The sequence below is a fragment of the Streptomyces sp. H39-S7 genome, from assembly GCF_027158205.1.
Taxonomy (GTDB): domain Bacteria; phylum Actinomycetota; class Actinomycetes; order Streptomycetales; family Streptomycetaceae; genus Actinacidiphila.
The window spans coordinates 83893-108784 of the sequence record NZ_JAPVLU010000029.1 but is presented as its reverse complement, the minus strand read 5'-3'; the positions used below and the strand labels follow the sequence as shown (position 1 = coordinate 108784).

Annotated in this window: 22 protein-coding genes, 1 tRNA gene and 1 riboswitch; of the genes, 18 read left to right on the top strand and 5 right to left on the bottom strand. The window is 71.2% G+C overall.

Going from position 1 to position 24892, the window contains the following annotated elements; genetic code table 11:
• Window positions 1-147: 147 nt before the first annotated feature.
• The 15 genes from O3X23_RS26525 to O3X23_RS26455 all read left to right on the top strand — a co-directional run bounded on the left by O3X23_RS26525 (window position 148) and on the right by O3X23_RS26455 (window position 16247).
• Entirely contained in the window at window positions 148-810 is a 663-nt protein-coding gene (locus tag O3X23_RS26525) for a hypothetical protein (protein WP_269274066.1), read from the top strand.
• Window positions 807-2342: a serine/threonine-protein kinase gene (locus O3X23_RS26520; protein ID WP_269274065.1), complete on the top strand. Its 1536-nt coding sequence runs from the start codon at window positions 807-809 to the stop codon at window positions 2340-2342. Before O3X23_RS26525 ends, O3X23_RS26520 begins: the two co-directional genes overlap by 4 nt.
• 68 nt (window positions 2343-2410) lie before the next feature.
• Complete coding sequence (locus O3X23_RS26515) at window positions 2411-3121, top strand: HNH endonuclease family protein (RefSeq protein WP_269274064.1); 711 nt, start codon at window positions 2411-2413, stop codon at window positions 3119-3121.
• A 121-nt stretch (window positions 3122-3242) separates the two neighbouring features.
• On the top strand, window positions 3243-3884 hold the full coding sequence (locus O3X23_RS26510) for a SurA N-terminal domain-containing protein (protein WP_269274063.1): 642 nt from the start codon (window positions 3243-3245) through the stop codon (window positions 3882-3884).
• Window positions 3885-3959: 75 nt separating this feature from the next.
• Window positions 3960-4931, top strand: coding sequence for a nucleoside triphosphate pyrophosphohydrolase (locus O3X23_RS26505; RefSeq protein WP_269274083.1), 972 nt, complete (start codon window positions 3960-3962; stop codon window positions 4929-4931).
• Window positions 4932-4979: 48 nt separating this feature from the next.
• Window positions 4980-5681, top strand: a complete 702-nt coding sequence (locus O3X23_RS26500; protein ID WP_269274062.1) for an endonuclease V — start codon at window positions 4980-4982, stop codon at window positions 5679-5681.
• Entirely contained in the window at window positions 5674-7008 is a 1335-nt protein-coding gene (locus O3X23_RS26495) for a cytochrome P450 family protein (protein ID WP_269274061.1), read from the top strand. Before O3X23_RS26500 ends, O3X23_RS26495 begins: the two co-directional genes overlap by 8 nt.
• A 209-nt stretch (window positions 7009-7217) precedes the next feature.
• Window positions 7218-8189 (top strand): LysM peptidoglycan-binding domain-containing protein, encoded by a 972-nt coding sequence (locus O3X23_RS26490; protein ID WP_331283952.1) that lies wholly within the window; start codon window positions 7218-7220, stop codon window positions 8187-8189.
• Between the two features lie 273 nt (window positions 8190-8462).
• Window positions 8463-8635: riboswitch (cyclic di-AMP (ydaO/yuaA leader) on the top strand.
• 4 nt (window positions 8636-8639) lie between these two features.
• Window positions 8640-9350, top strand: coding sequence for a transglycosylase family protein (locus O3X23_RS26485; RefSeq protein WP_269274060.1), 711 nt, complete (start codon window positions 8640-8642; stop codon window positions 9348-9350).
• Window positions 9351-9600: 250 nt separating this feature from the next.
• Window positions 9601-10884, top strand: coding sequence for a phosphopyruvate hydratase (eno, locus tag O3X23_RS26480; protein ID WP_269274059.1), 1284 nt, complete (start codon window positions 9601-9603; stop codon window positions 10882-10884).
• 105 nt (window positions 10885-10989) lie between these two features.
• The gene (locus O3X23_RS26475) at window positions 10990-11490 is read left to right on the top strand and encodes an FtsB family cell division protein (protein ID WP_269274058.1); all 501 of its coding nucleotides are present in this window, start codon (window positions 10990-10992) and stop codon (window positions 11488-11490) included.
• Window positions 11491-11541: 51 nt separating this feature from the next.
• Complete coding sequence (locus tag O3X23_RS26470) at window positions 11542-12093, top strand: DUF501 domain-containing protein (RefSeq protein ID WP_269274057.1); 552 nt, start codon at window positions 11542-11544, stop codon at window positions 12091-12093.
• Complete coding sequence (locus tag O3X23_RS26465) at window positions 12090-13034, top strand: Ppx/GppA phosphatase family protein (RefSeq protein ID WP_269274056.1); 945 nt, start codon at window positions 12090-12092, stop codon at window positions 13032-13034. The genes O3X23_RS26470 and O3X23_RS26465 overlap by 4 nt, the downstream gene beginning before the upstream one ends.
• 309 nt (window positions 13035-13343) lie before the next feature.
• Entirely contained in the window at window positions 13344-14756 is a 1413-nt protein-coding gene (locus O3X23_RS26460; protein ID WP_269274055.1) for an NAD(P)/FAD-dependent oxidoreductase, read from the top strand.
• A gap of 165 nt (window positions 14757-14921) precedes the next feature.
• Window positions 14922-16247, top strand: coding sequence for an SAM-dependent methyltransferase (locus O3X23_RS26455; protein WP_269274054.1), 1326 nt, complete (start codon window positions 14922-14924; stop codon window positions 16245-16247).
• 62 nt (window positions 16248-16309) lie between these two features.
• On the opposite strand, the gene O3X23_RS26450 is transcribed toward O3X23_RS26455, so the two are convergent.
• Both O3X23_RS26450 and O3X23_RS26445 read right to left on the bottom strand, forming a co-directional pair.
• Complete coding sequence (locus tag O3X23_RS26450) at window positions 16310-18850, bottom strand: ABC transporter permease (protein ID WP_269274053.1); 2541 nt, start codon at window positions 18848-18850, stop codon at window positions 16310-16312.
• 192 nt (window positions 18851-19042) lie between these two features.
• Complete coding sequence (locus O3X23_RS26445) at window positions 19043-19813, bottom strand: ABC transporter ATP-binding protein (RefSeq protein ID WP_269274052.1); 771 nt, start codon at window positions 19811-19813, stop codon at window positions 19043-19045.
• Window positions 19814-20225: 412 nt separating this feature from the next.
• Between O3X23_RS26445 and O3X23_RS26440 the strand changes: the two genes are divergently transcribed.
• Window positions 20226-20307 (top strand) — tRNA-Leu (locus tag O3X23_RS26440).
• A 118-nt stretch (window positions 20308-20425) separates the two neighbouring features.
• The gene (locus O3X23_RS26435; protein ID WP_269274051.1) at window positions 20426-21343 is read left to right on the top strand and encodes a Bax inhibitor-1/YccA family membrane protein; all 918 of its coding nucleotides are present in this window, start codon (window positions 20426-20428) and stop codon (window positions 21341-21343) included.
• A 77-nt stretch (window positions 21344-21420) separates the two neighbouring features.
• On the opposite strand, the gene O3X23_RS26430 is transcribed toward O3X23_RS26435, so the two are convergent.
• Window positions 21421-21651, bottom strand: a complete 231-nt coding sequence (locus O3X23_RS26430) for a DUF4287 domain-containing protein (RefSeq protein ID WP_138356104.1) — start codon at window positions 21649-21651, stop codon at window positions 21421-21423.
• Window positions 21652-21947: 296 nt separating this feature from the next.
• Here O3X23_RS26430 and O3X23_RS44310 point away from each other — a divergent pair, with 296 nt between their 5' ends.
• On the top strand, window positions 21948-22109 hold the full coding sequence (locus O3X23_RS44310) for a hypothetical protein (protein ID WP_443047981.1): 162 nt from the start codon (window positions 21948-21950) through the stop codon (window positions 22107-22109).
• Between the two features lie 53 nt (window positions 22110-22162).
• On the opposite strand, the gene O3X23_RS26420 is transcribed toward O3X23_RS44310, so the two are convergent.
• Window positions 22163-22978 (bottom strand): hypothetical protein, encoded by an 816-nt coding sequence (locus O3X23_RS26420; RefSeq protein WP_269274049.1) that lies wholly within the window; start codon window positions 22976-22978, stop codon window positions 22163-22165.
• Between the two features lie 454 nt (window positions 22979-23432).
• Window positions 23433-24653: an acetyl-CoA C-acetyltransferase gene (locus tag O3X23_RS26415; protein ID WP_269274048.1), complete on the bottom strand. Its 1221-nt coding sequence runs from the start codon at window positions 24651-24653 to the stop codon at window positions 23433-23435.
• Between the last annotated feature and the right edge of the window lie 239 nt (window positions 24654-24892).

Here is a 24892-nt window from a genome sequence, read left to right as displayed (position 1 = left end):
ATGCGTCGCTCCCGGTGACGGAGGCCAGACGGGCGGGACGGGCGCGGGGTCCGGCCCGGTCCGAATTGTTGCGGCATCGCCCGACCGCACGTCCGCACGTGCCGATACGCTCGCTTTCCCAGCCGAGACTCTTGCTCAGGAGCAGCCATGAACGGCCCAGGCATCGTGCCGCCCCAGCCGAACGACGGCGCACGGACCGGGTTGCGCGTCGTGTTCGTGCTGCTCGCGGTGATGTCGTGCGGGATGCTCGCCTGGACGCCGCTGCTGCGCATCGCCATCCTGCGCCGGCGCAACGCCGTGGACTGGGTGCTCTGCGGCGCCAGCTTCCTCCTCACCGTGGTGCTGGTGATCCTCCTCGGCGAAGGGGGCGACAGCGGGGACAGCGGCAACGACAACAGCCCGCGGGACAACGCGGTGGTCTCCATCCTGGTGATCCAGGCCATCGTGGTGGCGGTGTACTACCTCGTCACCGACATCCGGCACTTCCAGGAGATGGACGCGCAGGCGGCGTCCCGTGCGTACGGGCAGCAGGGGCGGCAGCAGTTCCCCTACGGCGCCGCGCGGACGCAGCACCAGCAGCAGACGCAGCTGCCCTCCGCACGGGCCGACTACAACCCGTACCGCGACACCCCCACCCCGGGCCCCGCCCAGCCGCCGACGCCGATCCCGACCCCGGTCCCGGCCCCGGACCCGACCGCGACCCCGGTGCCGACGGCGGGCCCGGCCGGCCCGCCCGCGCCGCGCATCGACCAGGTCCGCGCCGAACTGGACGAGCTGAGTGACTACCTCCGCAAGGAGGAGGGCAGATGAACGGCCGGCTCGTCGCCGGGCGGTACGAGCTGGCCACCGTCCTCGGCCAGGGCGGCATGGGCCAGGTCTGGACGGCGTACGACCGCCGCCTGGACCGCCGGGTCGCGGTGAAGCTGCTGCGTCCCGACAAGGTCGCGGGCGGCGAGAACGTCGTGGAGCTGCGCCAGCGCTTCGACCGCGAGTGCCGGGTCACGGCCCAGGTCGACCACCCGGGCCTGGTCACCGTCCATGACGCGGGCACCGACGGGGACGAGCTGTACCTCGTCATGCAGCACGTCGAGGGCCAGGACCTCGGGGACCACCTCGCCGAGCACGACCCCTACCCGTGGCCCTGGGCGGTCGCGGTCGCCGCCCAGCTGTGCGCGGCGCTCTCCGCCGTGCACGCCGTGCCGATCGTGCACCGCGACCTGAAGCCGAGCAACATGATGGTGCGTCCGGACGGCACCGTCGTCGTGCTCGACCTCGGTGTCGCGTCCGTCATGGACACCGACACCACCCGCCTCACCCACACCGGCACCCCGATCGGCAGCCCCGCCTACATGGCCCCGGAACAGGCGATGGGCGGCGCCGTCGGGCCGCGTACCGACCTGTACGCGCTCGGCGTGGTCCTGCACGAACTGCTCAGCGGCAACGTCCCGTTCCACGGCTCCACGGCGCTCGGCGTCCTGCACCGCCATCTCTACGAGGCCCCGGTCGCGCTCCGTCAGCTCCGGCCCGAGGTGCCCGAGCCGCTGGAGTCCCTCGTGCTGCGGCTGCTCGCCAAGGACCCGCAGCACCGGCCCGCCGACGCCCAGCGGGTCTACGGCGAGCTCGCGTCGCTGCTCCCGGCCGCCGGGAGCGCGCAGCGCGCGCCGGGGCCGATGGACCCCACCCGCCCCTTCCTGCGTCCGCACGCCCCCTGGCCCGACCGGCCCGGCGTCGGCGGCCCCGACGCGGCCCAGGTGCCGGCCATGCCGTCGACGCCCCCGGCGGGCCCGGACATCGCCGCCGCCGTCGACGAGGTCAGACGGCTCCTCGACGCGGGCCGCATCACGCAGGCCGTCGACATCCTCGGCGGCGTGCTGCCCGCCGCCGCGGCGAAGCACGGCGAGCACTCACCGATCCTGCGCATGCTGCGCAAGCAGTACGCCGCCACGCTGATGGAGGACGGCCAGTACCGCCGCGCCTTCCCCGAACTGCGCCGCCTGGCGGACGAGTTCGCGAGCCAGAGCGGTCCCGGCGACCGTCAGGTCCTGCGGTTCCGCTACGAGGCGGCGCAGTGCCTCGAACAGCTCGGCGAGGCGGGCGCCGCCCTCGGCGAATACCGGACCCTCCTGCCGTACTTCGAGCAGTACGCGGCCACCGACCCGGTCCTCCCGCTGGAGATCCGCCGCCGGATCGGGAACCTCCTGCTCTCCGTCGGCGACCGCACGACCGCCCGCGAGGTGCTCGGCCGGCTCCTCTACGACGCCGACCGCGTGCACGGACCGCACCACACGTTCTGCGCCGAACTGCGCCGCACCCTGGCATGGCTGGGCCAAGTGCGGGCATGAGGCGAGCAGATGGGCGGTCCGACCGGGCCGCCGGGTACGCCGGGCATTCAACGCCATAGGGTGCGAACATGGTCAAACGCGGGTCACGGGCACCACACATACTCCTCTGCGGCCTGGCCGTCGCCGGACTGCTCGGCGCGGCGGGCTGCAAGGCCGACACCGAGAGCGGGTCCGGCAACGGCGAAGGACCCGCCAAGAGCGCACCCGGCGGCAGCGCGCTGGCCGCGGTCGACACCCTGGCCGTCAAGGGGCGCGCGCCGAAGACCGGCTACACGCGGGAGAAGTTCGGCAAGTCCTGGGTCGACACCGACCACAACGGCTGCGGGACGCGCGACGACATACTGAAGCGCGACCTCACCGCGGAAACGTTTCGGGCGGAGAAGGGCGGCGACTGCGTCGTCTCCTCGGGCAAGCTCGACGATCCGTACACCGGTCAGCAGCTCACCTTCACCCGGGGCAGGAGCACGATCGACATCGACCACGCGGTCGCGCTCTCCGACGCCTGGCAGAAGGGTGCCGGGCAGTGGACCACCGACAAGCGGGTGCAGTTCGCCAACGACCCGATGAACCTGATCGCCGCCGACGCGTCCGCCAACCGCTCCAAGGGCGACGGTGACACCGCGACCTGGCTGCCGCCGAACAAGGCGTACCGGTGCGCGTACGTGGCGCGGCAGGTCGCGGTGAAGAAGAAGTACGGGGTGTGGGTCACCGCCGCGGAGAAGGACGCGATGCGCAAGCAGCTGAACACCTGCCCGGCAGAGAAGCTGCCCACGAGCTGAGCCGGAAGCCCGAACGGCGGCGCGAGTTCGGCGGAGTGCTGGATATCGGGGCGGTCCGCTCCATATCCTCGATCTTCGCAAGGTCGAAGCACCGCCGCTCGATCCCATGCCGGGAGGCACCATGGTCCGCCGACGCACCGCCGTCTCGCTCGCCGCCGCCGCACTCGTGGCGATGACCCCTGTGATCAGCGCGTGCGGCACCCCGCATGCGGGGGCCGCCGCCGTGGTGGAGAACGAGACGATCTCCGTCTCGGACCTCCAGTCGAAGGTCAACGCGGTCCGCACCGCGCAGGAGAAGTCGCCCCAGTCGGCGGCACTGATCGAGGGAAGCAGCGACCTCACCAGCCAGACGCTCGGCACGATGGTGGTGACCCGGCTGCTGGACCGGGTCGCCGCGGACGCGGGGGTCACCGTCACCCGCTCCGACGTCGGCCGGATGCGGACGGCGCTGGAGGCCCAGGCCGGAGGAGCGGACGCGCTGGCGCCGACGCTGCTGGAGAAGTACAACGTCGCTCCCTCCGACATCGACGCCTTCTGCCGGCTGCAGGTCGAGGCGGGCAAGATCATCACCAGCCTCGGCGTCGAGCCGGGCAGCGACGGCGGGAACGCGGCGCTGAACGAGTTGCTCGCCAAGACCGCCAAGACCATGCGGATCGACGTGAACCCCCGCTACGGCACCTGGGACGCGCAGAAGGCTCAGCTGGGCGCCACGCAGGAGCCCTGGCTCGCCCCGGTCGCGGCGCCCGCCGTCCAGGGGGCCTGAGAGCGGTCCACCGGATCGGGGGACGCGGACGGCCCCGGGCGCGGGGCGGGGTAGGTTCGTGCGGTGGACGACTCGATGACCCCCGCCCCCGGCCGCCTCGTACTGCTCACCACCAGTCACCGGGTGGCGCCCGGCCTGCTGTCGTGGCCCGCGTGGGAACTGCTGCGCGGGGCCGACCAGGTCATCTGCGCGGACCCCGGGCACCCGCAGCTCCCGTACCTGCGGGAGGCCGGTGTGCACGTCGTGCACGCCGCGCCGACCGGGCGGGAGCTGGTGGACGCCACCGCCGGTGAGCGGACCGTCGTCTACCTGCCGGCCGCCGACAACGACCCCGCGGTCACCGGTGAACTGGCCCGCCTCGGCGGGTCGGGGCTCGTCGCGATGCCGGATCTGGAGCTGCTGCCCGGCTCGTACGACCTGCCGGGCGCGCGGCTGCTCGACCTCGTGCAGGTCATGGACCGGATCCGCGCGGAGTGCCCGTGGACCCGGGAGCGGACCCACACGGACCTCGCCAAGTACGGCATCGAGGAGATGTACGAACTGGTCGAGGCGATCGAGGAGGGCGACCGGGAGTCGCTGCGCGAGGAGTTGGGGGACGTCCTGCTGCAGGTCGTCTTCCACTCCCGGATCGCCGAGGACGACGCGGAGGAGCCGTTCTCGATCGACGACGTCGCCGGCACGCTCGTCGACAAGCTCATCCACCGGCACCCGCACATCTTCGGCGACGAGGTCGCCGAGACCCCCGAGGCCGTCCAGGAGAACTGGGCCCGGCTGAAGGCGATAGAGAAGCAGCGCGACTCGGTGACGGACGGGGTGCCGGTCGGGCAGCCGGCGCTCGCGCTGGCCGCACAGCTCACCGGGCGCGCGCGCCGGGCCGGGCTGCCATTGCCGGACGCCGCGGGCATCGCGCTGCCGGCGGACGAGACGGCGCTGGGCGACCTGTTGCTGGCGCTCGCGACCGCGGCCACCGCCGCCGGGCTCGACGCGGAGTCCGCGCTGCGGGCAGCCGCCCGCCGCTACCGCGAGGCCCTGCGCGCCGCGGAGTAGCCCGGCCCGGCCCGCGGCGGGCCCCAGGCCGCAACGTAGCGTTCTCCCATGCAGATCGACGTACCGCACGAGTGGCCCGCCGGTGAGGCGCAGGCGCGGGAGATCCAGGACCGGTTGCGGGAGCGCGCGGACCACCTCGGTCCGGGGCCGCGGGAGCCGCGCTTCGTCGCCGGGCTCGACGTCGCCTACGCGGGCGACGGCAACGGCACGGGCGACCGGGTGGCCGCGGCCGTCGTCGTGCTGGACGTGCGGACCCTCGCGCCGGTGGAGCAGGCGACAGCCGTTGCCGAGACCTCGTTCCCCTACATCCCCGGCCTGTTCGCGTTCCGCGAACTGCCCACCCTGGTCGAGGCGCTGCGCAAGCTGAACACCGTCCCCGACCTGTTGGTCTGCGACGGCCACGGGCTGGCGCACCCCCGCCGCTTCGGCCTCGCCTGCCACCTCGGGGTGATCACCGGCATTCCGACGGCCGGGGTGGCCAAGACGCCGTTCACCGGGAGCCACGACCCGGCCGCGCTGGGCCCTGAACGCGGCGCGTCCGCACCGCTCGTCGACGGCGGGGAGACCGTGGGCCGCGCGCTGCGCACCCAGCGGGGCGTCAAACCGGTCTATGTGTCGACAGGGCACCGCATCGACCTGGACACCGCCTGCCGGCACGTCCTCGCACTCGCGCCGGAGTACCGGCTGCCGCAGACGACCCGGCTCGCCGACCGCCTGTGCCGGGACGCGCTAGCGTCAGGGGGTGCCTGACGAGACTGCCGCCATCCCCGCGCCCCCCCCCGCCCCCCCCCTCTTCACCTGGGAGTTCGCCGCCGATCCGTACCCGGCGTACGCCTGGCTGCGCGAGCACGCGCCGGTGCACAGGACCACCCTTCCCAGCGGCGTCGACGCCTGGCTGGTGACGCGGTACGCGGACGCGCGGCAGGCGCTCGCGGACGGGCGGCTCAGCAAGAACCGGGGCCACCACAGCGAGGGCGCCAACGCCAAGAACAAGGTGGGCATCCCGGGCGAGCGCGGCGCCGATCTGATGACGCACCTGCTGAACATCGATCCGCCGGACCACACCCGGCTGCGCCGGCTCGTCTCCAAGGCGTTCACCCCGCGCCGGATCGCGGAGTTCGCACCGCGCGTGCAGGAACTGACCGACGGGCTCATCGACGGCCTGCAGAAGGACGCGACGGGCGCGCTGAAGTCGGAGGCGGACCTCATCCACGAGTTCGCCTTCCCGCTCCCCATCTACGCGATCTGCGACCTGCTGGGCGTCCCGCCCGAGGACCAGGACGACTTCCGGGACTGGGCGGGGATGATGATCCGCCACGGCGGCGGACCGCGCGGCGGCGTTGCCCGGTCGGTGAAGAAGATGCGGGCGTACCTGCTGGAGCTGATCCACCGCAAGCGCGCGGACCTCGGCGACGACCTGATCTCCGGCCTGATCAGGGCCAGCGACCACGGGGAGCACCTGTCGGAGAACGAGGCGGCCGCGATGGCCTTCATCCTGCTCTTCGCCGGTTTCGAGACCACCGTGAACCTCATCGGCAACGGCGTCCACACGCTGCTGCGCCACCCGGAGCAGCGCGCGCTGCTCCAGGCGTCGGTCGCCCGCGGTGAGAGCGACCTGCTGGAGACCGCGGTGGAGGAACTGCTGCGGTACGACGGGCCGGTCGAGTTGGCGACCTGGCGGTTCGCGACGGAGTCGCTGACGATCGGCGGGCAGCGGATCGGCGAGGGCGAGCCGGTGCTGGTGGTGCTGGCGGCGGCCGACCGCGACCCCGACCGGTTCGACGGGCCCGACACGTTGGACCTGGCACGCCGCGACAACCAGCACGTCGGTTACGGGCACGGCATCCACTACTGCCTGGGCGCGCCGCTGGCCCGTCTGGAGGCGCAGTCCGCGCTCGCGACGCTGCTGACCCGGCTCCCGGATCTGCGGATGGCGGCCGAGCCGGACGACCTGCGGTGGCGCGGCGGACTCATCATGCGCGGGCTGCGGACACTGCCGGTGGGCTTTACCCCGGAAGCCCGCGCCGGTGGACCCGGCGGAGGCGGAGAAAGCGGAATCCCCGGATCGACGCCCTGAGACCGGTCTTTCATCCGGCTAAACCCTGATGGAGCGTCAAAAATGTCCAGAACACGAGGTAAACGACGGAATCGACCGTGACCTGAGCGTGATGATCGCTACACCGACTTGTGATGCGACGGTCAACACCGCTACGTTCTGCGGTCATCGCAGGCTTGACGCATATGACGCAGGACCGTAGTCGATCTTTTTTTGGAGATGGTGACCGCATGCTGAAGTCCGGGAACGGCAGACATCGCCGACCGCGCCAGGCCTCTACCGCCGTCGTGGTGGTCGCGGTGACAGGAGCCGGGATCGCCCTCCCACTGCTCGGTGCGGGCGCCGCGCAGGCAGCCGATGTCAAGGTCTGGGACAAGGTCGCGGCGTGCGAGAGCGGCGGCATGTGGAGCGCCAACACCGGAAACGGCTTCTACGGCGGTCTGGCGATCACCGAGAACACCTGGGAGCAGTACGGCGGCACGGTCTACGCCGAGCGCCCCGACCTGGCGAGCCGTTCGCAGCAGATCGCCGTGGCCGAGACGCTGCTCGCCGAACTCGGTCCGGAAGCCTGGCCCGGTTGCTCGGGACCCGCGGGGCTCGTCGCCGGCGGAGCGCCGCCGCAGGTCGACCCGGGCTCGATCCTGCCGTCCATCCCCGTGACGACGCCCACGGCGCCCACCACGAAGCCGGCGGTCCCCGCGGCGCCTACGACGCCTGCGGCCCCCACGACGCCTGCGGTGACGACGACGCCGACGACCCCGTCGACTCCCACCGGCACTCCGGCGACCGACGACCCGGCGACCGTTCCCTCGGACCCCACCGCGCCGACCACCACCCCGGCCGCCCCCAGCGTCACGCCTGACCTCGCGGACACCACTCCGGGCCGGAGCCAGGGCAAGCACGCCAAGCCCGAGTCGACGGAGTCCTCCGACGGGACCGCCACTGACCGCGCCTCGCGCGACGCGGACCGGACCGCGGGCGCCGCCGACTCCGATGGTGGGAGCGGCGCCCAGAACACCGGCCAGGGCGACGCGGCGGGCGACGGCGACTACGTCGTCCTGCCCGGCGACAACCTGTGCGACATCGTCGCCGACCACCATCTGCAGGGCGGATGGAAGGCGCTGTATGGCGCCAATGACCGGATTGTTGGGGACAATCCGGACCTTATCCTCCCCGGCCAGCACCTCGACTTGAGCTACTGAGACCGCCTGACCGACCGTTCGACACGATCCCGGCACCCCCGGATCCTGTGACAAGGGTCTCCGCGGCGGCTGTGACGGCCCGCTCGCACTGTGTCGCTTTTCTCCCTTCCGACCTGCGAATCTGTGCGGTCGCTCAGCCGGATGGGGGACTTGGTGCGGGACCCCCGGATGTTTGTCCTCGCCGGGATCGTGTGCTTAACGTCGTACTGCTCGCCACAGCGGGCCCCGCCGGTCAGGATCGCCTAGTCCTGCCGCCGACCGACGGGAACAGTCGACGCGAAAGCGCCGTAGGCAGGAGCGGGGGACCCAAGGTCTTCCGCCGGCCCGGACCCGAACTCGTGGGGGACGGACCGGCTTGGGGTGAAGCAGCGCGGTGCGAGCCGTGCGGCCGGGCAACTCACGCCCGAACCCGACAGCTGACCTCGTAGGCGTCGGTGAGGATGAAACACCATGGCTAAGCACCGCCGCGCGTCCAAGTTCACCCGCCTCGCCGCCATCGCCGGTGTCACCACCGCCGCGATCGCCGTTCCGCTGATGGGTGCCTCGGGCGCCTCCGCCGCCTCCGTCGCCACCTGGGACGCTGTCGCCCAGTGCGAGTCCGGCGGCAACTGGTCCATCAACACCGGCAACGGCTACTACGGTGGCCTGCAGTTCTCGCAGTCCAGCTGGGAAGCCGCCGGCGGCACCGCGTACGCCTCCCGCGCCGACCTCGCCACCAAGGACCAGCAGATAGCGGTGGCCGAGAAGCTGCTCGCGCTGCAGGGTCCCGGTGCCTGGGCCTGCGCCGGCGCCGGCAACCTGACCGCCGGTGGCGAGTCCGCCCAGGTCGACACCTCCGGTTCTGCGTCCTCTTCGTCTTCCGCGAAGAGCTCCACCTCCGACTCGTCGCGTGACACCTCGGAGACCGCCAGCCGCGGTACCTCCGAGAAGCGCACCCCGGTGAAGAAGAGCAAGCCCGCCGCGAAGCCGGTCGAGACCAAGAAGGCCGCGCCGGTCCAGCAGGGCGACGGCGAGTACAAGGTCGTCACGGGTGACAGCCTCTCCAAGATCGCTCAGGCGCAGCACGTCGCCGGCGGCTGGGAGAAGCTGTTCGAGCTGAACAAGTCCGTCGTCAGCGACGCCGACCTGATCTACCCGGGCCAGCAGCTGCACCTCGGCTGAGCACTGCCGCTCGGCTGATCCCCAGAGCTCCCCGGCCAGGCACGCACTCCCCCCGAGCGTGCCGGGCCGGGGTTCTGGCGTTGGTCACGCGGACCTTAAGGCGGCTTTGGTCACCTGTTGTCAGCCTTTGGGCCTCTTTTCGTCTCATGGGTCGGCCGATCGACTGGTCTACCCTCCCGGGGCGGTTAGGCTCGTGTCGCAAAGCGCAGAGAGACACGCATCAGCTGTACACAGCCTGAAGGAGACACTCGTGCCGTCCATCGACGTCGTCGTAGCCCGGGAAATCCTCGACTCACGAGGCAACCCCACCGTCGAGGTCGAGGTCGGCCTCGACGACGGCAGCACCGGCCGCGCGGCCGTGCCGTCCGGTGCCTCGACCGGAGCGTTCGAAGCCCTGGAGCTTCGCGACGGTGACAAGAGCCGCTACATGGGCAAGGGCGTCGAGAAGGCCGTTCTCGCCGTCATCGAACAGATCGGCCCGGAGCTGGTCGGCTACGACGCCACCGAGCAGCGGCTGATCGACCAGGCGATGTTCGACCTGGACGCCACCCCGGACAAGTCCTCGCTCGGCGCCAACGCCATCCTCGGCGTCTCGCTCGCCGTCGCGCACGCCGCCTCCGAGGCGTCGGACCTGCCGCTCTTCCGCTACCTCGGCGGCCCGAACGCGCACGTCCTGCCGGTCCCGATGATGAACATCCTGAACGGCGGGTCGCACGCCGACTCGAACGTGGACATCCAGGAGTTCATGATCGCGCCGATCGGTGCCGAGTCCTTCTCCGAGGCCCTGCGCTGGGGCGCCGAGGTCTACCACACGCTCAAGGGCGTGCTGAAGGAGCGCGGGCTCTCCACCGGCCTCGGTGACGAGGGCGGCTTCGCGCCGAACCTCGACTCCAACCGCGAGGCGCTCGACCTCATCGTCGAGGCCATCAAGAAGGCCGGCTACCAGCCCGGCCAGGACATCGCACTCGCGCTGGACGTCGCCGCCTCCGAGTTCCACAACGAGGACGGCACGTACACCTTCGAGGGCAAGCAGATCTCCGCCGGCGAGCTCTCGGACTACTACGCCGAGCTCGTCGCCGCGTACCCGCTGGTCTCCATCGAGGACCCGCTGAACGAGGAGGACTGGGAGGGCTGGAAGGCCCTCACCGCCAAGCTCGGCGACAAGGTCCAGATCGTCGGCGACGACCTCTTCGTCACCAACCCGGAGCGCCTGCAGCGCGGCATCGACGAGGGCTCGGCCAACGCGCTGCTCGTCAAGGTCAACCAGATCGGCTCGCTCACCGAGACCCTGGACGCGGTCGAGCTGGCGCAGCGCAACGGCTTCAAGTGCATGATGTCGCACCGCTCCGGTGAGACCGAGGACGTCACCATCGCCGACCTCGCCGTCGCCACCAACTGCGGCCAGATCAAGACCGGCGCCCCGGCCCGCTCCGAGCGTGTCGCCAAGTACAACCAGCTCCTGCGCATCGAGGAGATCCTGGACGACGCGGCGGTCTACGCCGGCCGCTCCGCGTTCCCCCGCTTCAAGGGCTGATCAGCGGCTGATCGGCGGCACCACCCGCACGCCTGACCTACGTCCCCGTCCCCGGTCCCGTACCGTGGCCGGGGACGTAGGTACGTGTGGACGAGGGGAGACGGCGTGGGGGCGGACCGGTTTGCCACCGCGGCGCGGCTGAAGGCGATCGGCCAGGAGGCACAGGCCCGCGTCTACCGCGCGGCGACCAGGCGCCCCGCCCCCCGGCGCAGCAAGCTCACCGGGCGGGCCGCGCTGCTGGCACTCGTGCTCTGCGCGCTGATCGTCGCCCTCGCCTATCCGATGCGGCAGTACATCGCCCAGCGGTCGGACATCGCCGACCAGCGCAAGGAGGCCCAGCAGGCCAAGCAGCGCGTCGAGCAGCTGCGCGAGGAGAAGGCCCGCTGGCAGGACAACGACTACGTGCGGACCCAGGCCCGCGAGCGGCTGCACTTCCTGTTGCCGGGTGAGACCGGCTATACGGTGGTGGACCCGGCGCCGAGCGCCGCCGACGGCGACTCCGACGGCCGCCGGTCCTCCGACGAGGCCGCCGCACACCGCCCCTGGTACGACAATTTCTGGGACAGCGTCGACCACGCCGACGCCGCCGGGGCTCCACAGCGGTAGTCACCCGCCGCAGGGAACCCGCCCCCGACCCTCCACGACCGAGAACGGCTCATGACAGATCACCCCGCCCCCACCCCCCGCACCACGCCGACCGAGGCCGACATCGCCGCGTTCAAGGAGCAGCTGGGCCGCCCGCCGCGCGGCCTGCGGGCCATCGCCCACCGCTGCCCGTGCGGGCAGCCGGACGTGGTCGAGACCCAGCCGCGGCTGGAGGACGGTACGCCGTTCCCGACGCTGTACTACCTGACGTGCCCGCGCGCCAACTCGGCCATCGGGACGCTGGAGGCCGACGGCGTCATGAAGGACATGACGGCCCGGCTCGCCGAGGACCCGGAGCTGGCCGCCGCCTACCGGGCCGCGCACGAGGACTACCTCACCCGCCGGGACGCCATCGAGGTGCTGGAGGGCTTCCCGAGCGCGGGCGGCATGCCCGACCGGGTGAAGTGCCTGCACGTCCTGGTCGGCCACTCGCTCGCCGCGGGCCCCGGGGTCAACCCGCTGGGCGACGAGGCCATCGCGATGCTGCCCGACTGGTGGCGCAAGGGCCCGTGCGTCAGCGGCGGCTGCGCGGTTTCCACCTCAACCGACGAGGTGCAGAAGTGACACGGGTCGCGGCCATCGACTGCGGGACCAACTCCATCCGGCTGCTGGTCGCCGACGCCGACCCGGTCACGGGTGAACTCAAGGACCTCGACCGGCGGATGACGATCGTCCGGCTCGGCCAGGGAGTGGACCGCACCGGGCGGCTGGCGCCCGAGGCGCTGGAGCGGACCTTCGCGGCCTGCCGCGAGTACGCCGCCGCCATCAAGGAACTCGGAGCGGAGAAGCTGCGCTTCGTGGCAACGTCCGCGTCGCGCGACGCCGAGAACCGCGCGGACTTCGTGCGCGGGGTGGTGGACATCCTGGGCGTCGAGCCCGAGGTGATCACCGGCGACCAGGAGGCCGAGTTCTCCTTCACCGGCGCCACGAAGGAACTGACCGGCGCCGAGGGCCATGCGAAGCCCTACCTGGTGGTGGACATCGGCGGCGGCTCGACCGAGTTCGTCGTCGGCGACGACACCGTGCTCGCGGGCCGGTCCGTGGACATCGGCTGCGTGCGGATGACCGAGCGGCACCTGACCTCCGACGACGGCACGATCATCGACCCGCCGACGCTCGGCCGGATCACCGCCATCAAGGCCGACATCAACGCCGCGCTCGACGAGGCGGCGGGCTCCGTCCCGCTGGAGCGGGCCCGCACCCTCGTCGGCCTGGCCGGCTCCGTCACCACGGTCGCCGCCATCGCGCTGGGGCTGACGGAGTACGACTCGGCCGCGATCCACCATTCGCGGATCTCCCTGGAGCAGGTCAGGCAGATCACCGGACAGCTCCTCGCGTCCACCCACGCGGAGCGCGCCGCCATCCCCGTGATGCACCCGGGACGGGTCGACGTCATCGGCGCGGGGGCCCTCGTCCTGCTCCAGATCATGGAGCGGATCGGGGCCCAGGAGGTCGTCGTGAGCGAGCACGACATCCTCGACGGCATCGCCTGGAGCATCGCGTAGGACGAAGTTTGTGAAACTCTTCACATGAAGTTCCCGCCCTACTGCCCAGTTTTCCCAGGCAGTAGGGCGCCGGAGCCCTCGGAACCCTTGCGGTGTGGTGTTTCCGCGGCGTTACAGGCCTGTGGAGACATCCCCAACGGGCGACGATCTTCGCTGATCAGATGGTGCGCTCGAGGCCCGGTCCGGGCTCCGGGTTCCCTCGGGGGGCTGTGTGCCTGATCACGCGGCCGGGCAGTGTAGCAGAGGGTGTCCAGGACCTTGTGAAGGGGCTCACGAGCACCCCTCCATCAGGTGCTGGATACTCGAACCATGAGCACTTCGGAGCGTCCACGGATCCTCGTAGTAGGCGGCGGGTACGTCGGCCTGTACGCGGCGCGCCGCATCATGAAGAAGATGCGGTACGGCGAAGCGACGGTTACCGTCGTCGACCCGCGCTCGTACATGACGTACCAGCCCTTCCTTCCCGAAGCTGCCGCCGGCAGCATCTCCCCGCGCCATGTCGTCGTCCCGCTGCGACGCGTGCTGCCCGGTGCGGAGGTGCTCACCGGCCGCGTCATGAACATCGATCAGGACCGCAAGGTCGCGTCGATCCAGCCGCTCGTGGGCGAGACCTACGAGCTGCCCTTCGACTACCTGATCATCGCGCTCGGCGCGGTCTCCCGCACCTTCCCGATCCCCGGCCTGGCCGAGAACGGCATCGGCATGAAGGGCGTCGAGGAGGCCATCGGCCTGCGCAACCACGTTCTCGAGCAGCTCGACAAGGCCGACTCCACGACGGACGAGGACGTCCGCCGCAAGGCGCTGACCTTCGTCTTCGTCGGCGGTGGCTTCGCCGGCGCGGAGACCATAGGCGAGGTCGAGGACATGGCCCGCGACGCCGCCAAGTACTACCCGAACGTCAAGCGCGAGGACATGCGCTTCATCCTCGTCGACGCCGCCGACAAGATCCTCCCCGAGGTCGGCCCGCAGCTCGGCGAGTGGGGCCTCGAGCACCTGCGCGAGCGCGGTATCGAGGTCTACCTCAGCACGTCGATGAAGTCCTGCGTCGACAAGCACGTGGTGCTCGCCAACGGCCTGGAGGTCGACGCCTCCACCATCGTGTGGACCGCCGGCGTCAAGCCGAACCCGGCCCTGGCCCGCTTCGGCCTCCCGCTCGGCCCGCGCGGCCACGTGGACACCTCGGAGCAGCTCCAGGTGCAGGGCACCGACTACATCTGGGCCGCCGGCGACAACGCCCAGGTGCCGGACATCGCCGCCCGCAAGGCCGGCGTCGAGAACGCCTGGTGCCCGCCGAACGCCCAGCACGCGCTGCGCCAGGCCAAGGTCCTCGGCGACAACGTGGTCTCGGGGATGCGCGGCTTCCCGCAGCAGACCTACTCCCATGCCAACAAGGGCGCGGTCGCCGGCCTCGGCCTGCACAAGGGCGTGGCGATGATCGTGGTCGGCAAGACCAAGATCAAGCTCAAGGGCCGGCTGGCCTGGTACATGCACCGTGGCTACCACGGCATGGCCGTCCCGACCTGGAACCGCAAGATCCGGGTCTTCGCGGACTGGACGCTCGCGATGTTCCTCAAGCGCGAGGTCGTCTCGCTCGGCGCCATGGAGAACCCCCGCGAGGAGTTCTACGAGGCGGCCCGTCCGGCGCCGGCCCCCGCGAGGGCGGCCGTCCCGGCGAACGGGGCCACCGCCGAGCAGGCAGCCGAGAAGGCCAAGGCTTCCTGACCCCGCGTCACACCGGTCCGACGGGTCCGGTCGAACAACCGTAGGACCGAAGGGGCGTCCGCCATCCGTGGTGCGGACGCCCCTTCGGCGTACTCCTGGGGACGCCCGGCCGGTCGGGCCGGAAAATAACTCGCGCCGGCGGTCGCGCGTCGTACGCTCGTGCGTATGGCAGATGCGGCCCGTCGCATGCGCGACCTTGCTGAAAAAGCCCTACGAGGACCGTTCCCGCTGCGCATCCGCGCATGGGACGGAAGCGAGGCCGGACCCCCGGACGCCCCCACGCTCGTCATACGGCGTCGGCGGGCCCTGCGCCGACTGCTGTGGAAGCCCGGCGAGCTGGGACTCGCCCGCGCCTGGGTGGCCGGCGACCTGGACATCGAAGGCGATCTGTACGAGGCGCTCGACCTGATCGCGGGCGTCGTCTGGGACACCGGCGACGACGGCGCACCGCACGTCGGCACGTTCCGGCGGAGGGTGGACACGCTGCGCGACCCGCGCACCTACCGGCTCGCCCGCGAGGCCCTGGTGCTCGCCGGCCCCGGGCTGCCGCCCGCGCCGCCGCCCGAGGAGGCCCGCCGCCGGTTCGGCGCGCTGCACAGTCCCGGACGCGACCGGGACGCCATCAGCCACCACTACGACGTCGGCAACGATTTCTACGAGCGCGTCCTCGGCCCGTCGATGGTCTACTCCTGCGCCTACTGGGAGCGCCCCGACACCACCCTCGAAGAGGCCCAGTGGGCCAAACTCGACCTCGTCTGCCGCAAGTTGGCGCTCCGGCCCGACCAGACGCTGCTGGACGTCGGCTGCGGCTGGGGCTCGATGGTGCTGCACGCCGCCGAGCACTACGGGGTGCGTGCCGTCGGCATCACGCTCTCCACCGAGCAGGCCGCGTATGCCCGCAAGCGCGTCGCGGAGGCCGGGCTCACCGACCGCGTCGACATCCGCGTCCAGGACTACCGCGCGGTCGCGGACGGCCCGTACGACGCGATCTCCTCGATCGGCATGGCGGAGCACGTCGGCCGCGACCTGTACCGCGAGTACGCCACCCACCTCTACGGCCTGCTGCGGCCGGGCGGTCGGCTGCTCAACCACCAGATCGCCCGCCGCCCCTGGGTGGACGAGGAGGCGTACCACGTCGACGAGTTCATCGACCGCTACGTCTTCCCCGACGGCGAACTCGCACCGATCGGCTCGACCGTCTCCCGGCTGGAGGAGGCCGGGTTCGAGGTGCGGGACGTCGAGGCGCTCCGCGAGCACTACGCGCTGACGCTGCGGGCCTGGGTGCGCAATCTGGAGGACCACTGGCAGGAGGCGGTGCGGCTGGCCGGCGCCGGACGGGCGCGGGTGTGGCGGCTGTACATGGCCGCCAGCGCGCTCTCCTTCGAACAGAACCGCATCGGCGTCAACCAGGTCCTGGCCGTCAGGACCAAGCCGACCGGGGAGGCGGGAATGGCCCCGGTCCGGCCCTGGCCCGAGCAGCCGAAGGCGTGACATGACGCGGCGGGCCCTCCCGGACGGATCCGGGAGAGCCCGCCGCGGTGGGACCCGGCCCGCTACTCCGCCTTGATGGCGCTGAGCATGTTGAGCCGGGCCGCGCGGCGGGCCGGCCACAGTGCGGCCAGGACGCCGACCACGGCGGCGCCGCCGAGGAAGATCGCGATCCGGTCCCACGGCACGATCATCGTGTAGGTGTTCATGCCGCCGGCGATCAGCCGGCCCGCGGCCCAGCCGAGGAAGACCCCGAGGCCGATCCCGAGCAGCGCGCCGAAGAGCGAGATCAGCAGCGACTCGAAGCGGACCATCCGCTTCACGTCCCGCCGGTCGAGGCCGATCGCGCGCAGCATCCCGATCTCGTGGGAGCGTTCGAAGACCGACATGGCCAGGGTGTTGATGACGCCGAGGACCGCGACGATCACGGCCATCGCGAGCAGCCCGTAGAGCATGTTCAGCATCATGCTGATCACGCCGCCGGCCTCGTCGGAGATGTCGGCCCGGTCCTGCACCTTGATCGCCGGGTTGTCGCCCAGCGCCTTCCGGAGGGAGTCCTTGACGGCGGCGCTCGTCCCGTCCGCCGTCTTCACCAGGACCCTCGTGTCGGCGATCTTCGCCAGGTGCGGGTCGAGGGTCGCGGTGTCGACGAGGATGCCGTCGAGCATCTCGTTGCCCTGGTAGATGCCGCCGACCTTCAGTGTCCCCTTCGCCTTGTCGTCATAGACGGCGGGCAGGGTGTCGCCCACCTTCCAGCCGCCGCGCTCGGCGGTCTTGTCGTCCATGACGACGGTGGTGCCGCCGAGACCGCCGGCAGAGCCGTGGGCGAAGTCGAGGGTGACGAGCTGCGCGATGGTCCGGGGGTTGACGCCGGTCACCGACTCGCCGTTGCCGCCCACCTGGATCCAGGCGTTCCGCATCGGGCTGGTCGCGGTCACGCCGTCGAGGCCGTTCAGCGTCTTCGCGACCTCGGGGGAGAGGTCGATGATGCCGTTGACCATGCTGACCGTGTAGTCGGCCTTGATGGAGTCCGCGGCCATCCTGTCGATGCCCTTCTGGACGGAGGTCGCGATCACCGTGAGCCCGGTGATCAGCGTCAGGCCGATCATCAGCGCCGACGCCGTGGCGGCGGTGCGCCGCGGGTTGCGCACCGAGTTCTGCCGGGCGAGCTTGCCGGTGACGCCGAACGGTCGCAGCAGCGGGCCCGCCGCGGCGATGAGCGGCCGCGACAGCAGCGGCGTCAGGACAAAGACCCCGATGAGCAGCAGCCCGCCGCCCGCGCCCAGCGGCATCTTGCCGCTCTGCGCGTCCATCCCCGCGCCGGCCAGCACCAGGGCGGCGCCCGCACCGGTCAGCAGTGCGCCGAGGGTGTTGCGCAGCACCAGGCTCTTGGTGGTGGCTGGGGCGTGCACGCTGCTCATCGCGGCGACCGGCGCGATCCTGGACGCCCGCCGGGCCGGCAGCCAGGCGGCGAGCATGGTGACGGCCACGCCGACGATCATCGACCACATGATCGTGCCGGAGCCGACGACCAGGGGTCCGTCCGGCAGCGTCGCACCGGTCGTGCCGAGCAGCGACCGCATGCCGACCGCGATGCCGATGCCCGTCACCAAGCCGACCACGGCGGCGGTCAGACCGACCACGAACGCCTCGATCAGCACCGAGCGCGTCACCTGGCGGCGGCTCGCGCCGACCGCGCGCATCAGCGCCAGCTCCTTGGTGCGCTGCGCGACCAGCATGGTGAAGGTGTTGGCGATGATGAACGTGCCGACGAAGAGCGCGATGCCGGCGAAGACCAGCAGCCCGGTGTTGAGACCGCTCATCATCGAGGCGATGCTCTTGGCCTCCTCGTCCGCCAGCTTCTGACCGGTGACCACCTCGGTGCCCTGGGGCAGCACCTTCTCGGTCGCCGCCTTGAGCGCGGCCTGGCTGGTGCCGGGGGCCGCCTTGACGTCGATCTCGTCGTACTGGCCGGCCTTGGCGAAGAGCTTCTGCGCGGTGGGGGTGTCGAAGAGGACGAGGCTGCCGCCCGCCGCGACGTTGCCGTCGTCGGTGTCGAAGACGCCGGTGACGGTCTGGCGCATGACCGGGCCGTCGACGGACATCCGTATGGTGTCGCCGACCTGCACTCCCGCGCGGTCGGCGGTCTTGCCGTCGAGCGCGACCTCGTCCGCCTTCTGCGGGGCGCGGCCGTCCGTCATCGCGTAGCGGGCGTCGGTGCCGTCCTTGCCGGCCGAGTAGTTGCCGCCCCGGGTGGACCAGCCGTCGCCGATCAGCTTGCCGTCCTTGTCGGCGACGGCGGTGAAGCCGGAGACGATGCCGGTGGCGGAGGCCGCGCCGGGCAGTGCCCGCACGGTGTCCAGCTGCCGCTGGGTCAGGTGCGGCGTCTCGTCCCGGCCGTCGCCGGAGGGGGCCGGGGAGCCGGGCTTCACGGCGACGGAAACGTTCTCGTAGCTCTTGGCCGAGCTCTTCTCATAGGCGGCGCCGATGGTGTCGGTGAAGACCATGGTGCCGGAGACGAAGGCGACGCCGAGCATGACGGCGAGCACGGTCATCAGCAGCCTGGCCTTGTGCGCGAGGACGTTGCGCAAGGCGGTGCGGAACATGGGGATCAGTCCTGGTTCGTTCGGTCGGGCGGCGGTGCGGCGGGCGTGCGCGATCGGCACGACGGCAGCGCGGAGGCACGGCGGAGCGGCACCACGGCAGGGCTGCGGCGCGGGCGGCTACTGGGGTCGGGGAGTGGGGCCGGGGGCCGGGGGCGTACCGAGGTGCGGTGGGGCCGGCGGGATGCGCCCGGCTCAGCTGGTGCGGCCCTTCGCGTCGAAGCGCTTCATGCGCTCCAGGACGCCGTCCGAGGTCGGGTCGTGCAGCTCGTCGACGACGCGGCCGTCGGCGAGGAAGATGACCCGGTCCGCGTAGGACGCGGCGACCGGGTCGTGGGTGACCATGACGATCGTCTGGCCCAGCTCGCGCACCGAGTTCCGCAGGAATCCGAGGATCTCGGCGCCGGAGCGCGAGTCCAGGTTGCCGGTCGGCTCGTCGGCGAAGATGATCTCCGGCTTGCTCGCCAGGGCGCGGGCGACCGCCACGCGCTGCTGCTGTCCGCCGGACAGCTGGTTCGGCCGGTGCGACATCCGGTCGGCCAGCCCCACCGTGGCGATCACCTGGGCCATCCACTGCTTGTCGGGCTTGCGTCCGGCGATGTCCATCGGCAGCGTGATGTTCTCGGCCGCGGTGAGGGTCGGCAGCAGGTTGAACGCCTGGAAGATGAAGCCGATCTTGTCGCGGCGCAACTGCGTGAGCTGCTTGTCCTTGAGCGACGCCAGTTCCGTCTCACCGATCCGCGCCGATCCGGCGGAGACGGAGTCGAGCCCCGCCATGCAGTGCATCAGCGTGGACTTGCCCGAGCCCGACGGGCCCATGATCGCCGTGTACTCCGCGCGCCGGAAATCGACCGACACACCGTCCAGAGCGACGACCCGGGTCTCGCCCTCGCCGTAGACCTTGCTGAGGTCCGTGGCGCGCGCCGCCACCGTCGAGGTGCGGGAAGTGGTTCCGGTGGTGGTCACGGGGCGGCTCCTGGAGTGGGGTGAACGGGACTCCTCCATGGTGACGCCCGGATCCGCTCCCGGGATCAGTCCAGACTGCTGTTTCGTAGGCAGTCCTGGGAGGGACCCCGGGGGTCCGCTGTACTACTTGCGGATGACAGCGAGCCCTGAGGCCGGATGGGCCGCGCGGCGCGCGGGCCGTCCCGGTGCGGGCCCGGCGGGGCTCCGGGAGGGTTTTCGGCGTGATCGATTTCGCGTCATATGCGAATGACGTGTGTGCGCCACGTGAAGGCTCCGGGGCTCCCGATCCACCCCCTCAAGGCCCACTTGAGGCTGCGTCAGGTACCCCTAAAATCAGACAACATGACGCGGATCGTGCCCTGTTCGGCCCAGTAACCCCGATACGCTCGTCCTGCGTCGAGACCCCGCCCCCGCCCGGATGGTGGAACGCAGACACGGCGAGCTTAAACCTCGCTGGCCGCATGGCCGTGCCGGTTCGAGTCCGGCTCCGGGCACCTCACATCACCCGCGAGGCGCGCGCGACAGAAGATCCTCCTCCGGCTGTACTCCGTCTTCTTTGCTAACCCATTACTCTTGGGGCAATGCCGTAACGCGCGGCCATGGAGGAGTGAGATGAGGAGCAGCAACCCGGTCTTCTCGCGGCGAGGCTTCAGCCGCGGTGACGGATACGCGGGCTTCGGCACGCAGCAGCAGGGCGCGGCCCCGCAGGGGTCGGGGAACCCGTACGCGCAGCAGGGGAACCCGAACGCGCCGCAGGGTGGAAACCCGTACGCGCAGGGCGGTAACCCGTACGCCACGGCGGACCAGCAGCAACTCACCCCCGAGCAGCTCCAGCAGATGTACCAGGCCCCGCCGGCCGGTCCCGCACAGACCGGCCGCATGACGATGGACGACGTCGTCATGCGGACGGGCATGACGCTGGGGACGGTGGTCGTGGGTGCGGCGCTGGCGTGGGCGCTGCTGCCGGTGAACCTGGGCATCGCGGTGGCCTTCTCACTGGTTGCCCTGGTCTTCGGCATGATCCAGGCGTTCAAGGCGACGCCGGTGCCCGCCCTGATCCTGGCCTACGCGTTCTTCGAGGGAATCTTCCTCGGCGTGTGGAGCCACATGTACAACAACGTGTGGTCCGGAGCTCCGCTCCAGGCTGTGCTGGGCACGATGGCGGTCTTCGTCGGCATGCTCGTCGCCTACAAGACCCGGCTGATCCGCGTGACCGCGCGCTACCAGCGCATCGGCATGGCGATCGCCATCGGGTTCGTGCTGCTGATGTTCGTGAACCTGCTGTTCGTCCTGTTCGGCGCCGCCCCTGACGGCGGCCTGCGCAGCAACGGTCCGCTGGGCATCATCGTCGGCGTCATCGCCATCTGCCTGGGCGCGTTCTTCCTGTCGCTCGACTTCAAGCAGATCGAGGACGGCCTCCGCTACGGCGCTCCGCAGAACGAGTCGTGGCTGGCCGCTTTCGGCCTGACGCTCTCGCTGGTGTGGATCTACCTGGAGATGCTGCGGCTGATCTCGATCCTGAGGGATTGATCCGGCCGCGTCACCCCGTACATGACGGGCCCCCGGGAGGCAGTGCCTCCCGGGGGCCCGTCGTCGTACGCCCGGGGCTACCGGAGATTGCGGGCTGCCCGCCTCAAGTCGTATTCGTGGACGATCGCCTTGGCGTGTCCGTAGGACAGATCATGTTCGCTGCGGAGCCAGCTGACTTTCTCGTCGAAGCGGAGGAAGGCTGGGCCGTCATCGACCGCGCGGAGCCAGTCGCGTACTTCGCGGCCGGTGCAATGAGGGATGCGGGAGAGCAGGTTCCGGTGGGTTTCCTCGGAGAAGATCTGGGACATCGGCGCCTCCGGTATACGGTGTCCGGTCATCTCACCGTGCCTGACTGTTGCGGTGTTGGCAACCATCCCTGGCAGGCGGATGTGAGTGCGTGGCCGGGATACACGCCCCCGGTACGCTCGCCGACATGCCCGACTGCACTCCTTTGCGCTCCGCCGTTGACCGATTGGCGGGCCGATTTCGCGCCCTGCCCCAGAGCCGGCTGGGCGGCGGTGCTGCCGAAGTGGGCCTTGAACTGGCGCGATGGCTCGCTGTGGAAGCACAGCGGCTTGAATTCCCCGGGCGGGAACCGGCCTTGATGCCGGACGACGGCGCCTTCACCGTGGGCGACCAGATCGCGGTGGCCGGGAACGACCTCGCGGCGGCGCTCGAACTGCGCCCGGAGCGCGGCGAGGTGCTCGAAGCGGCCCTCGTCCGGATCGACGGGGCCGCGCGGCGTGCGGGGGTCGGACGGGTCTGAGGGGTCTGAGGGGGCGCACGGGTCCGGCGGGCCGGCCGGGTCCTCGTGGTGGCTCAGAGGGAGGCGACGACCCGGTCGGCGAGGATGAAGACGCTCTCGTCGCCGTAGGTGAACGTCAGGGCGTACGCGCCGCCCACGGCGGAGCCGCCGAGCAGGACGGGGGCCTGACCGCGTTCCAGCGCCTCGGAGAGCAGCAGGGCGGTCTCCCGGTGGCCCGGGGTCATGCAGAGCGTGGTGCCGTCGGCGAAGACGTACACGTCCAGCGTGCCGAGCGGGCCCGGACGGACGTCGGCGAGCGGTACGCGGCCCTCGGCGAGGTCGGTGAGGCGGGTGGCCGTCTGGTCCGGATCGGCGACGACGGAGGGGCCGGGGACGCTGTGCAGGTCCGGGAAGTCCGGGTACTCGGCCTGGTCCTGCGCCGAGGGGTGCGGGAAGAAGCCCGGAGCCGGCACGGCCAGCTCGGACTCCAGCCCGGCGAGGTCGGACTGCCGGGGCAGGAACGGCAGCACCGTCGGGATCTCGTACTCGGCGTAGTCGGCGCCCGCCGCGGGGATGCCACCGCGGAAGAACGGGGTGTCCGCGGACTCGCGGGCTTCCTGCTCGGCCCAGAAGGCCCGCGCCTCGGCGAGCTCGCGCTCCCGCTCGTCGGCGAGCGCGTCCGCGACGGCGGCGCGTATCTCGTCGGCGGGCACCGACCGGGCGGCCGGCACGGACGTGCTGCCGGCACCGTCGGCGGCGCCGGCGACCGCGAGATCGCCGCGCAGACCGGCGAGCTCACGGCGCAGACCGCGGGCGGAGAACAGGGCGGCAGATCCCAGGGCCACGGCGATGACCGCGACCACCAGCAAGATGGAGAACAGGGCGCTCACAGACGTACTCCCGACTGACGTGATCCCGAGCAGTGCCCACTGTCGAGTGGGCGAAACATCCCCCACACATCACTGTGCCGGTAAACCTCTGCCCTGTGCAGTGCGGAACGTCACGAATTGGGTGGGTCTGAGGTCCTGGGCCATCCGGGTGGGACCCCTCTGACCTGCGAAAACGCACCGCCCCCGGGCTCGTATAACAACCCGGGGGCGGTTCTATTGCGACTTAGATCACACGGCGTGACGGCAGAAGGATGACGAAATCCGCTCGATGTTGCTGGTCGCGCTGAGCTTCGCCTCCGCTGCGGGCAGGTACCGCCCTCGTTCCTCGGACGGTCCCTACCCTCCGCTGCGACTCAGCTCAGCCGCTCGATGTTGCTGGTCGCGCTGAGCTTCGCCTCCGCTGCGGGCAGGTACCGCCCTCGTTCCTCGGACGGTCCCTACCCTCCGCTGCGACTCAGCTCAGCCGCTCGATGACCATCGCCATGCCCTGGCCGCCGCCGACGCACATCGTCTCCAGGCCGAACTGCTTGTCGTGGAACTGCAGCGAGTTGATCAGGGTGCCGGTGATGCGGGCGCCCGTCATGCCGAAGGGGTGGCCCACGGCGATCGCGCCGCCGTTGATGTTCAGCCGGTCCAGGTCCACGCCGAGGTCGCGGTAGGACGGGATGACCTGCGCGGCGAACGCCTCGTTGATCTCGACCAGGTCGATGTCGCCGATGCCCAGGCCGGCGCGCTGGAGCGCCTGCTTCGACGCCTCGACCGGGCCGTAGCCCATGATCTCGGGGGAGAGGCCGGAGACGCCGGTGGAGACGACCCGGGCGAGCGGGGTGATGCCCAGCTCCCGCGCCTTCACGTCGGACATGATCACGAGGGCGGCGGCGCCGTCGTTGAGCGGGCAGCAGTTGCCCGCGGTGACCGTGCCGTCGGGGCGGAAGACCGGCTTCAGGCCCTGGACGCCCTCCAGGGTGACGCCCGCGCGCGGGCCGTCGTCCTGGGAGACGACCGTGCCGTCGGGCAGCGTGACCGGGGTGATCTCCCGCTCCCAGAAGCCGTTCTTGATGGCGGCTTCCGCCAGGTTCTGCGACCGCACGCCGAACTCGTCCTGGTCGGCGCGGGTGATGCCCTTGATCGCGGCGAGGTTCTCGGCGGTCTGGCCCATCGAGATGTACGCGTCCGGGATCAGCCCGTCCTCGCGCGGGTCGTGCCACTCGCCGCCGCCCTTCTCGGCGCGGCCCAGCGTGCGCAGCTCGGCGTCGGCGAAGAGCGGGTTCTTGGTGTCCGGCAGGCCGTCCGAGCTGCCCTTGATGCTGCGCGACACCATCTCGACACCGGCCGAGATGAAGACGTCGCCCTCGCCGGCCTTGATGGCGTGCAGCGCCATGCGGGTCGTCTGGAGCGACGAGGAACAGTAGCGGGTGACCGTGCAGCCCGGCAGGTGGTCCATGCCCATCTGCACGGCCACGATCCGGCCGAGGTTGTGGCCCTGCTCGCCGCCGGGGAGACCGCAGCCGAGCATCAGGTCGTCGATCAGCCGCGGGTCCAGCTCCGGGACCTTCGCGAGGGCGGCCTGGATGATCGTGGCGGTCAGGTCGTCAGGGCGCAGATCCTTGAGGGATCCCTTGAAGGCGCGGCCGATGGGGGATCGGGCGGCTGAGACGATCACGGCTTCGGGCATCGCGACACACACTCCTCGTCGAGGCGGCAGGACTCAGGACTCTCTGGGAAGTTACCTGTACGTATCGAGAGGAGTCACGGGCTGTGGGCTGTGACACGGGACTCTTTCTGAGCGAGCGCTTAGTCCGGTGCCCGGCCGCACCCCCGGGCCGGGACCGCCCGTGCCCGCGGTCACCGGTGCCGGCCGACGCGTATGCGCCGGTCGGCGCCGGTGTGTGACGTCGTCCGCCCCCGTCAGGC

What these genes read in the sequence shown, in the direction of transcription:
- O3X23_RS26525 (WP_269274066.1), top strand. Translation starts at nt 148, where the DNA reads ATGAACGGCCCAGGCATCGTGCCGCCCCAGCCGAACGACGGCGCACGG.
- O3X23_RS26520 (WP_269274065.1), top strand. Translation starts at nt 807, where the DNA reads ATGAACGGCCGGCTCGTCGCCGGGCGGTACGAGCTGGCCACCGTCCTC.
- O3X23_RS26515 (WP_269274064.1), top strand. Translation starts at nt 2,411, where the DNA reads ATGGTCAAACGCGGGTCACGGGCACCACACATACTCCTCTGCGGCCTG.
- O3X23_RS26510 (WP_269274063.1), top strand. Translation starts at nt 3,243, where the DNA reads ATGGTCCGCCGACGCACCGCCGTCTCGCTCGCCGCCGCCGCACTCGTG.
- O3X23_RS26505 (WP_269274083.1), top strand. Translation starts at nt 3,960, where the DNA reads ATGACCCCCGCCCCCGGCCGCCTCGTACTGCTCACCACCAGTCACCGG.
- O3X23_RS26500 (WP_269274062.1), top strand. Translation starts at nt 4,980, where the DNA reads ATGCAGATCGACGTACCGCACGAGTGGCCCGCCGGTGAGGCGCAGGCG.
- O3X23_RS26490 (WP_331283952.1), top strand. Translation starts at nt 7,218, where the DNA reads ATGCTGAAGTCCGGGAACGGCAGACATCGCCGACCGCGCCAGGCCTCT.
- O3X23_RS26485 (WP_269274060.1), top strand. Translation starts at nt 8,640, where the DNA reads ATGGCTAAGCACCGCCGCGCGTCCAAGTTCACCCGCCTCGCCGCCATC.
- O3X23_RS26470 (WP_269274057.1), top strand. Translation starts at nt 11,542, where the DNA reads ATGACAGATCACCCCGCCCCCACCCCCCGCACCACGCCGACCGAGGCC.
- O3X23_RS26460 (WP_269274055.1), top strand. Translation starts at nt 13,344, where the DNA reads ATGAGCACTTCGGAGCGTCCACGGATCCTCGTAGTAGGCGGCGGGTAC.
- O3X23_RS26455 (WP_269274054.1), top strand. Translation starts at nt 14,922, where the DNA reads ATGGCAGATGCGGCCCGTCGCATGCGCGACCTTGCTGAAAAAGCCCTA.
- O3X23_RS26450 (WP_269274053.1), bottom strand. Translation starts at nt 18,850, where the DNA reads ATGTTCCGCACCGCCTTGCGCAACGTCCTCGCGCACAAGGCCAGGCTG.
- O3X23_RS26435 (WP_269274051.1), top strand. Translation starts at nt 20,426, where the DNA reads ATGAGGAGCAGCAACCCGGTCTTCTCGCGGCGAGGCTTCAGCCGCGGT.
- O3X23_RS26430 (WP_138356104.1), bottom strand. Translation starts at nt 21,651, where the DNA reads ATGTCCCAGATCTTCTCCGAGGAAACCCACCGGAACCTGCTCTCCCGC.
- O3X23_RS44310 (WP_443047981.1), top strand. Translation starts at nt 21,948, where the DNA reads ATGCCGGACGACGGCGCCTTCACCGTGGGCGACCAGATCGCGGTGGCC.
- O3X23_RS26415 (WP_269274048.1), bottom strand. Translation starts at nt 24,653, where the DNA reads ATGCCCGAAGCCGTGATCGTCTCAGCCGCCCGATCCCCCATCGGCCGC.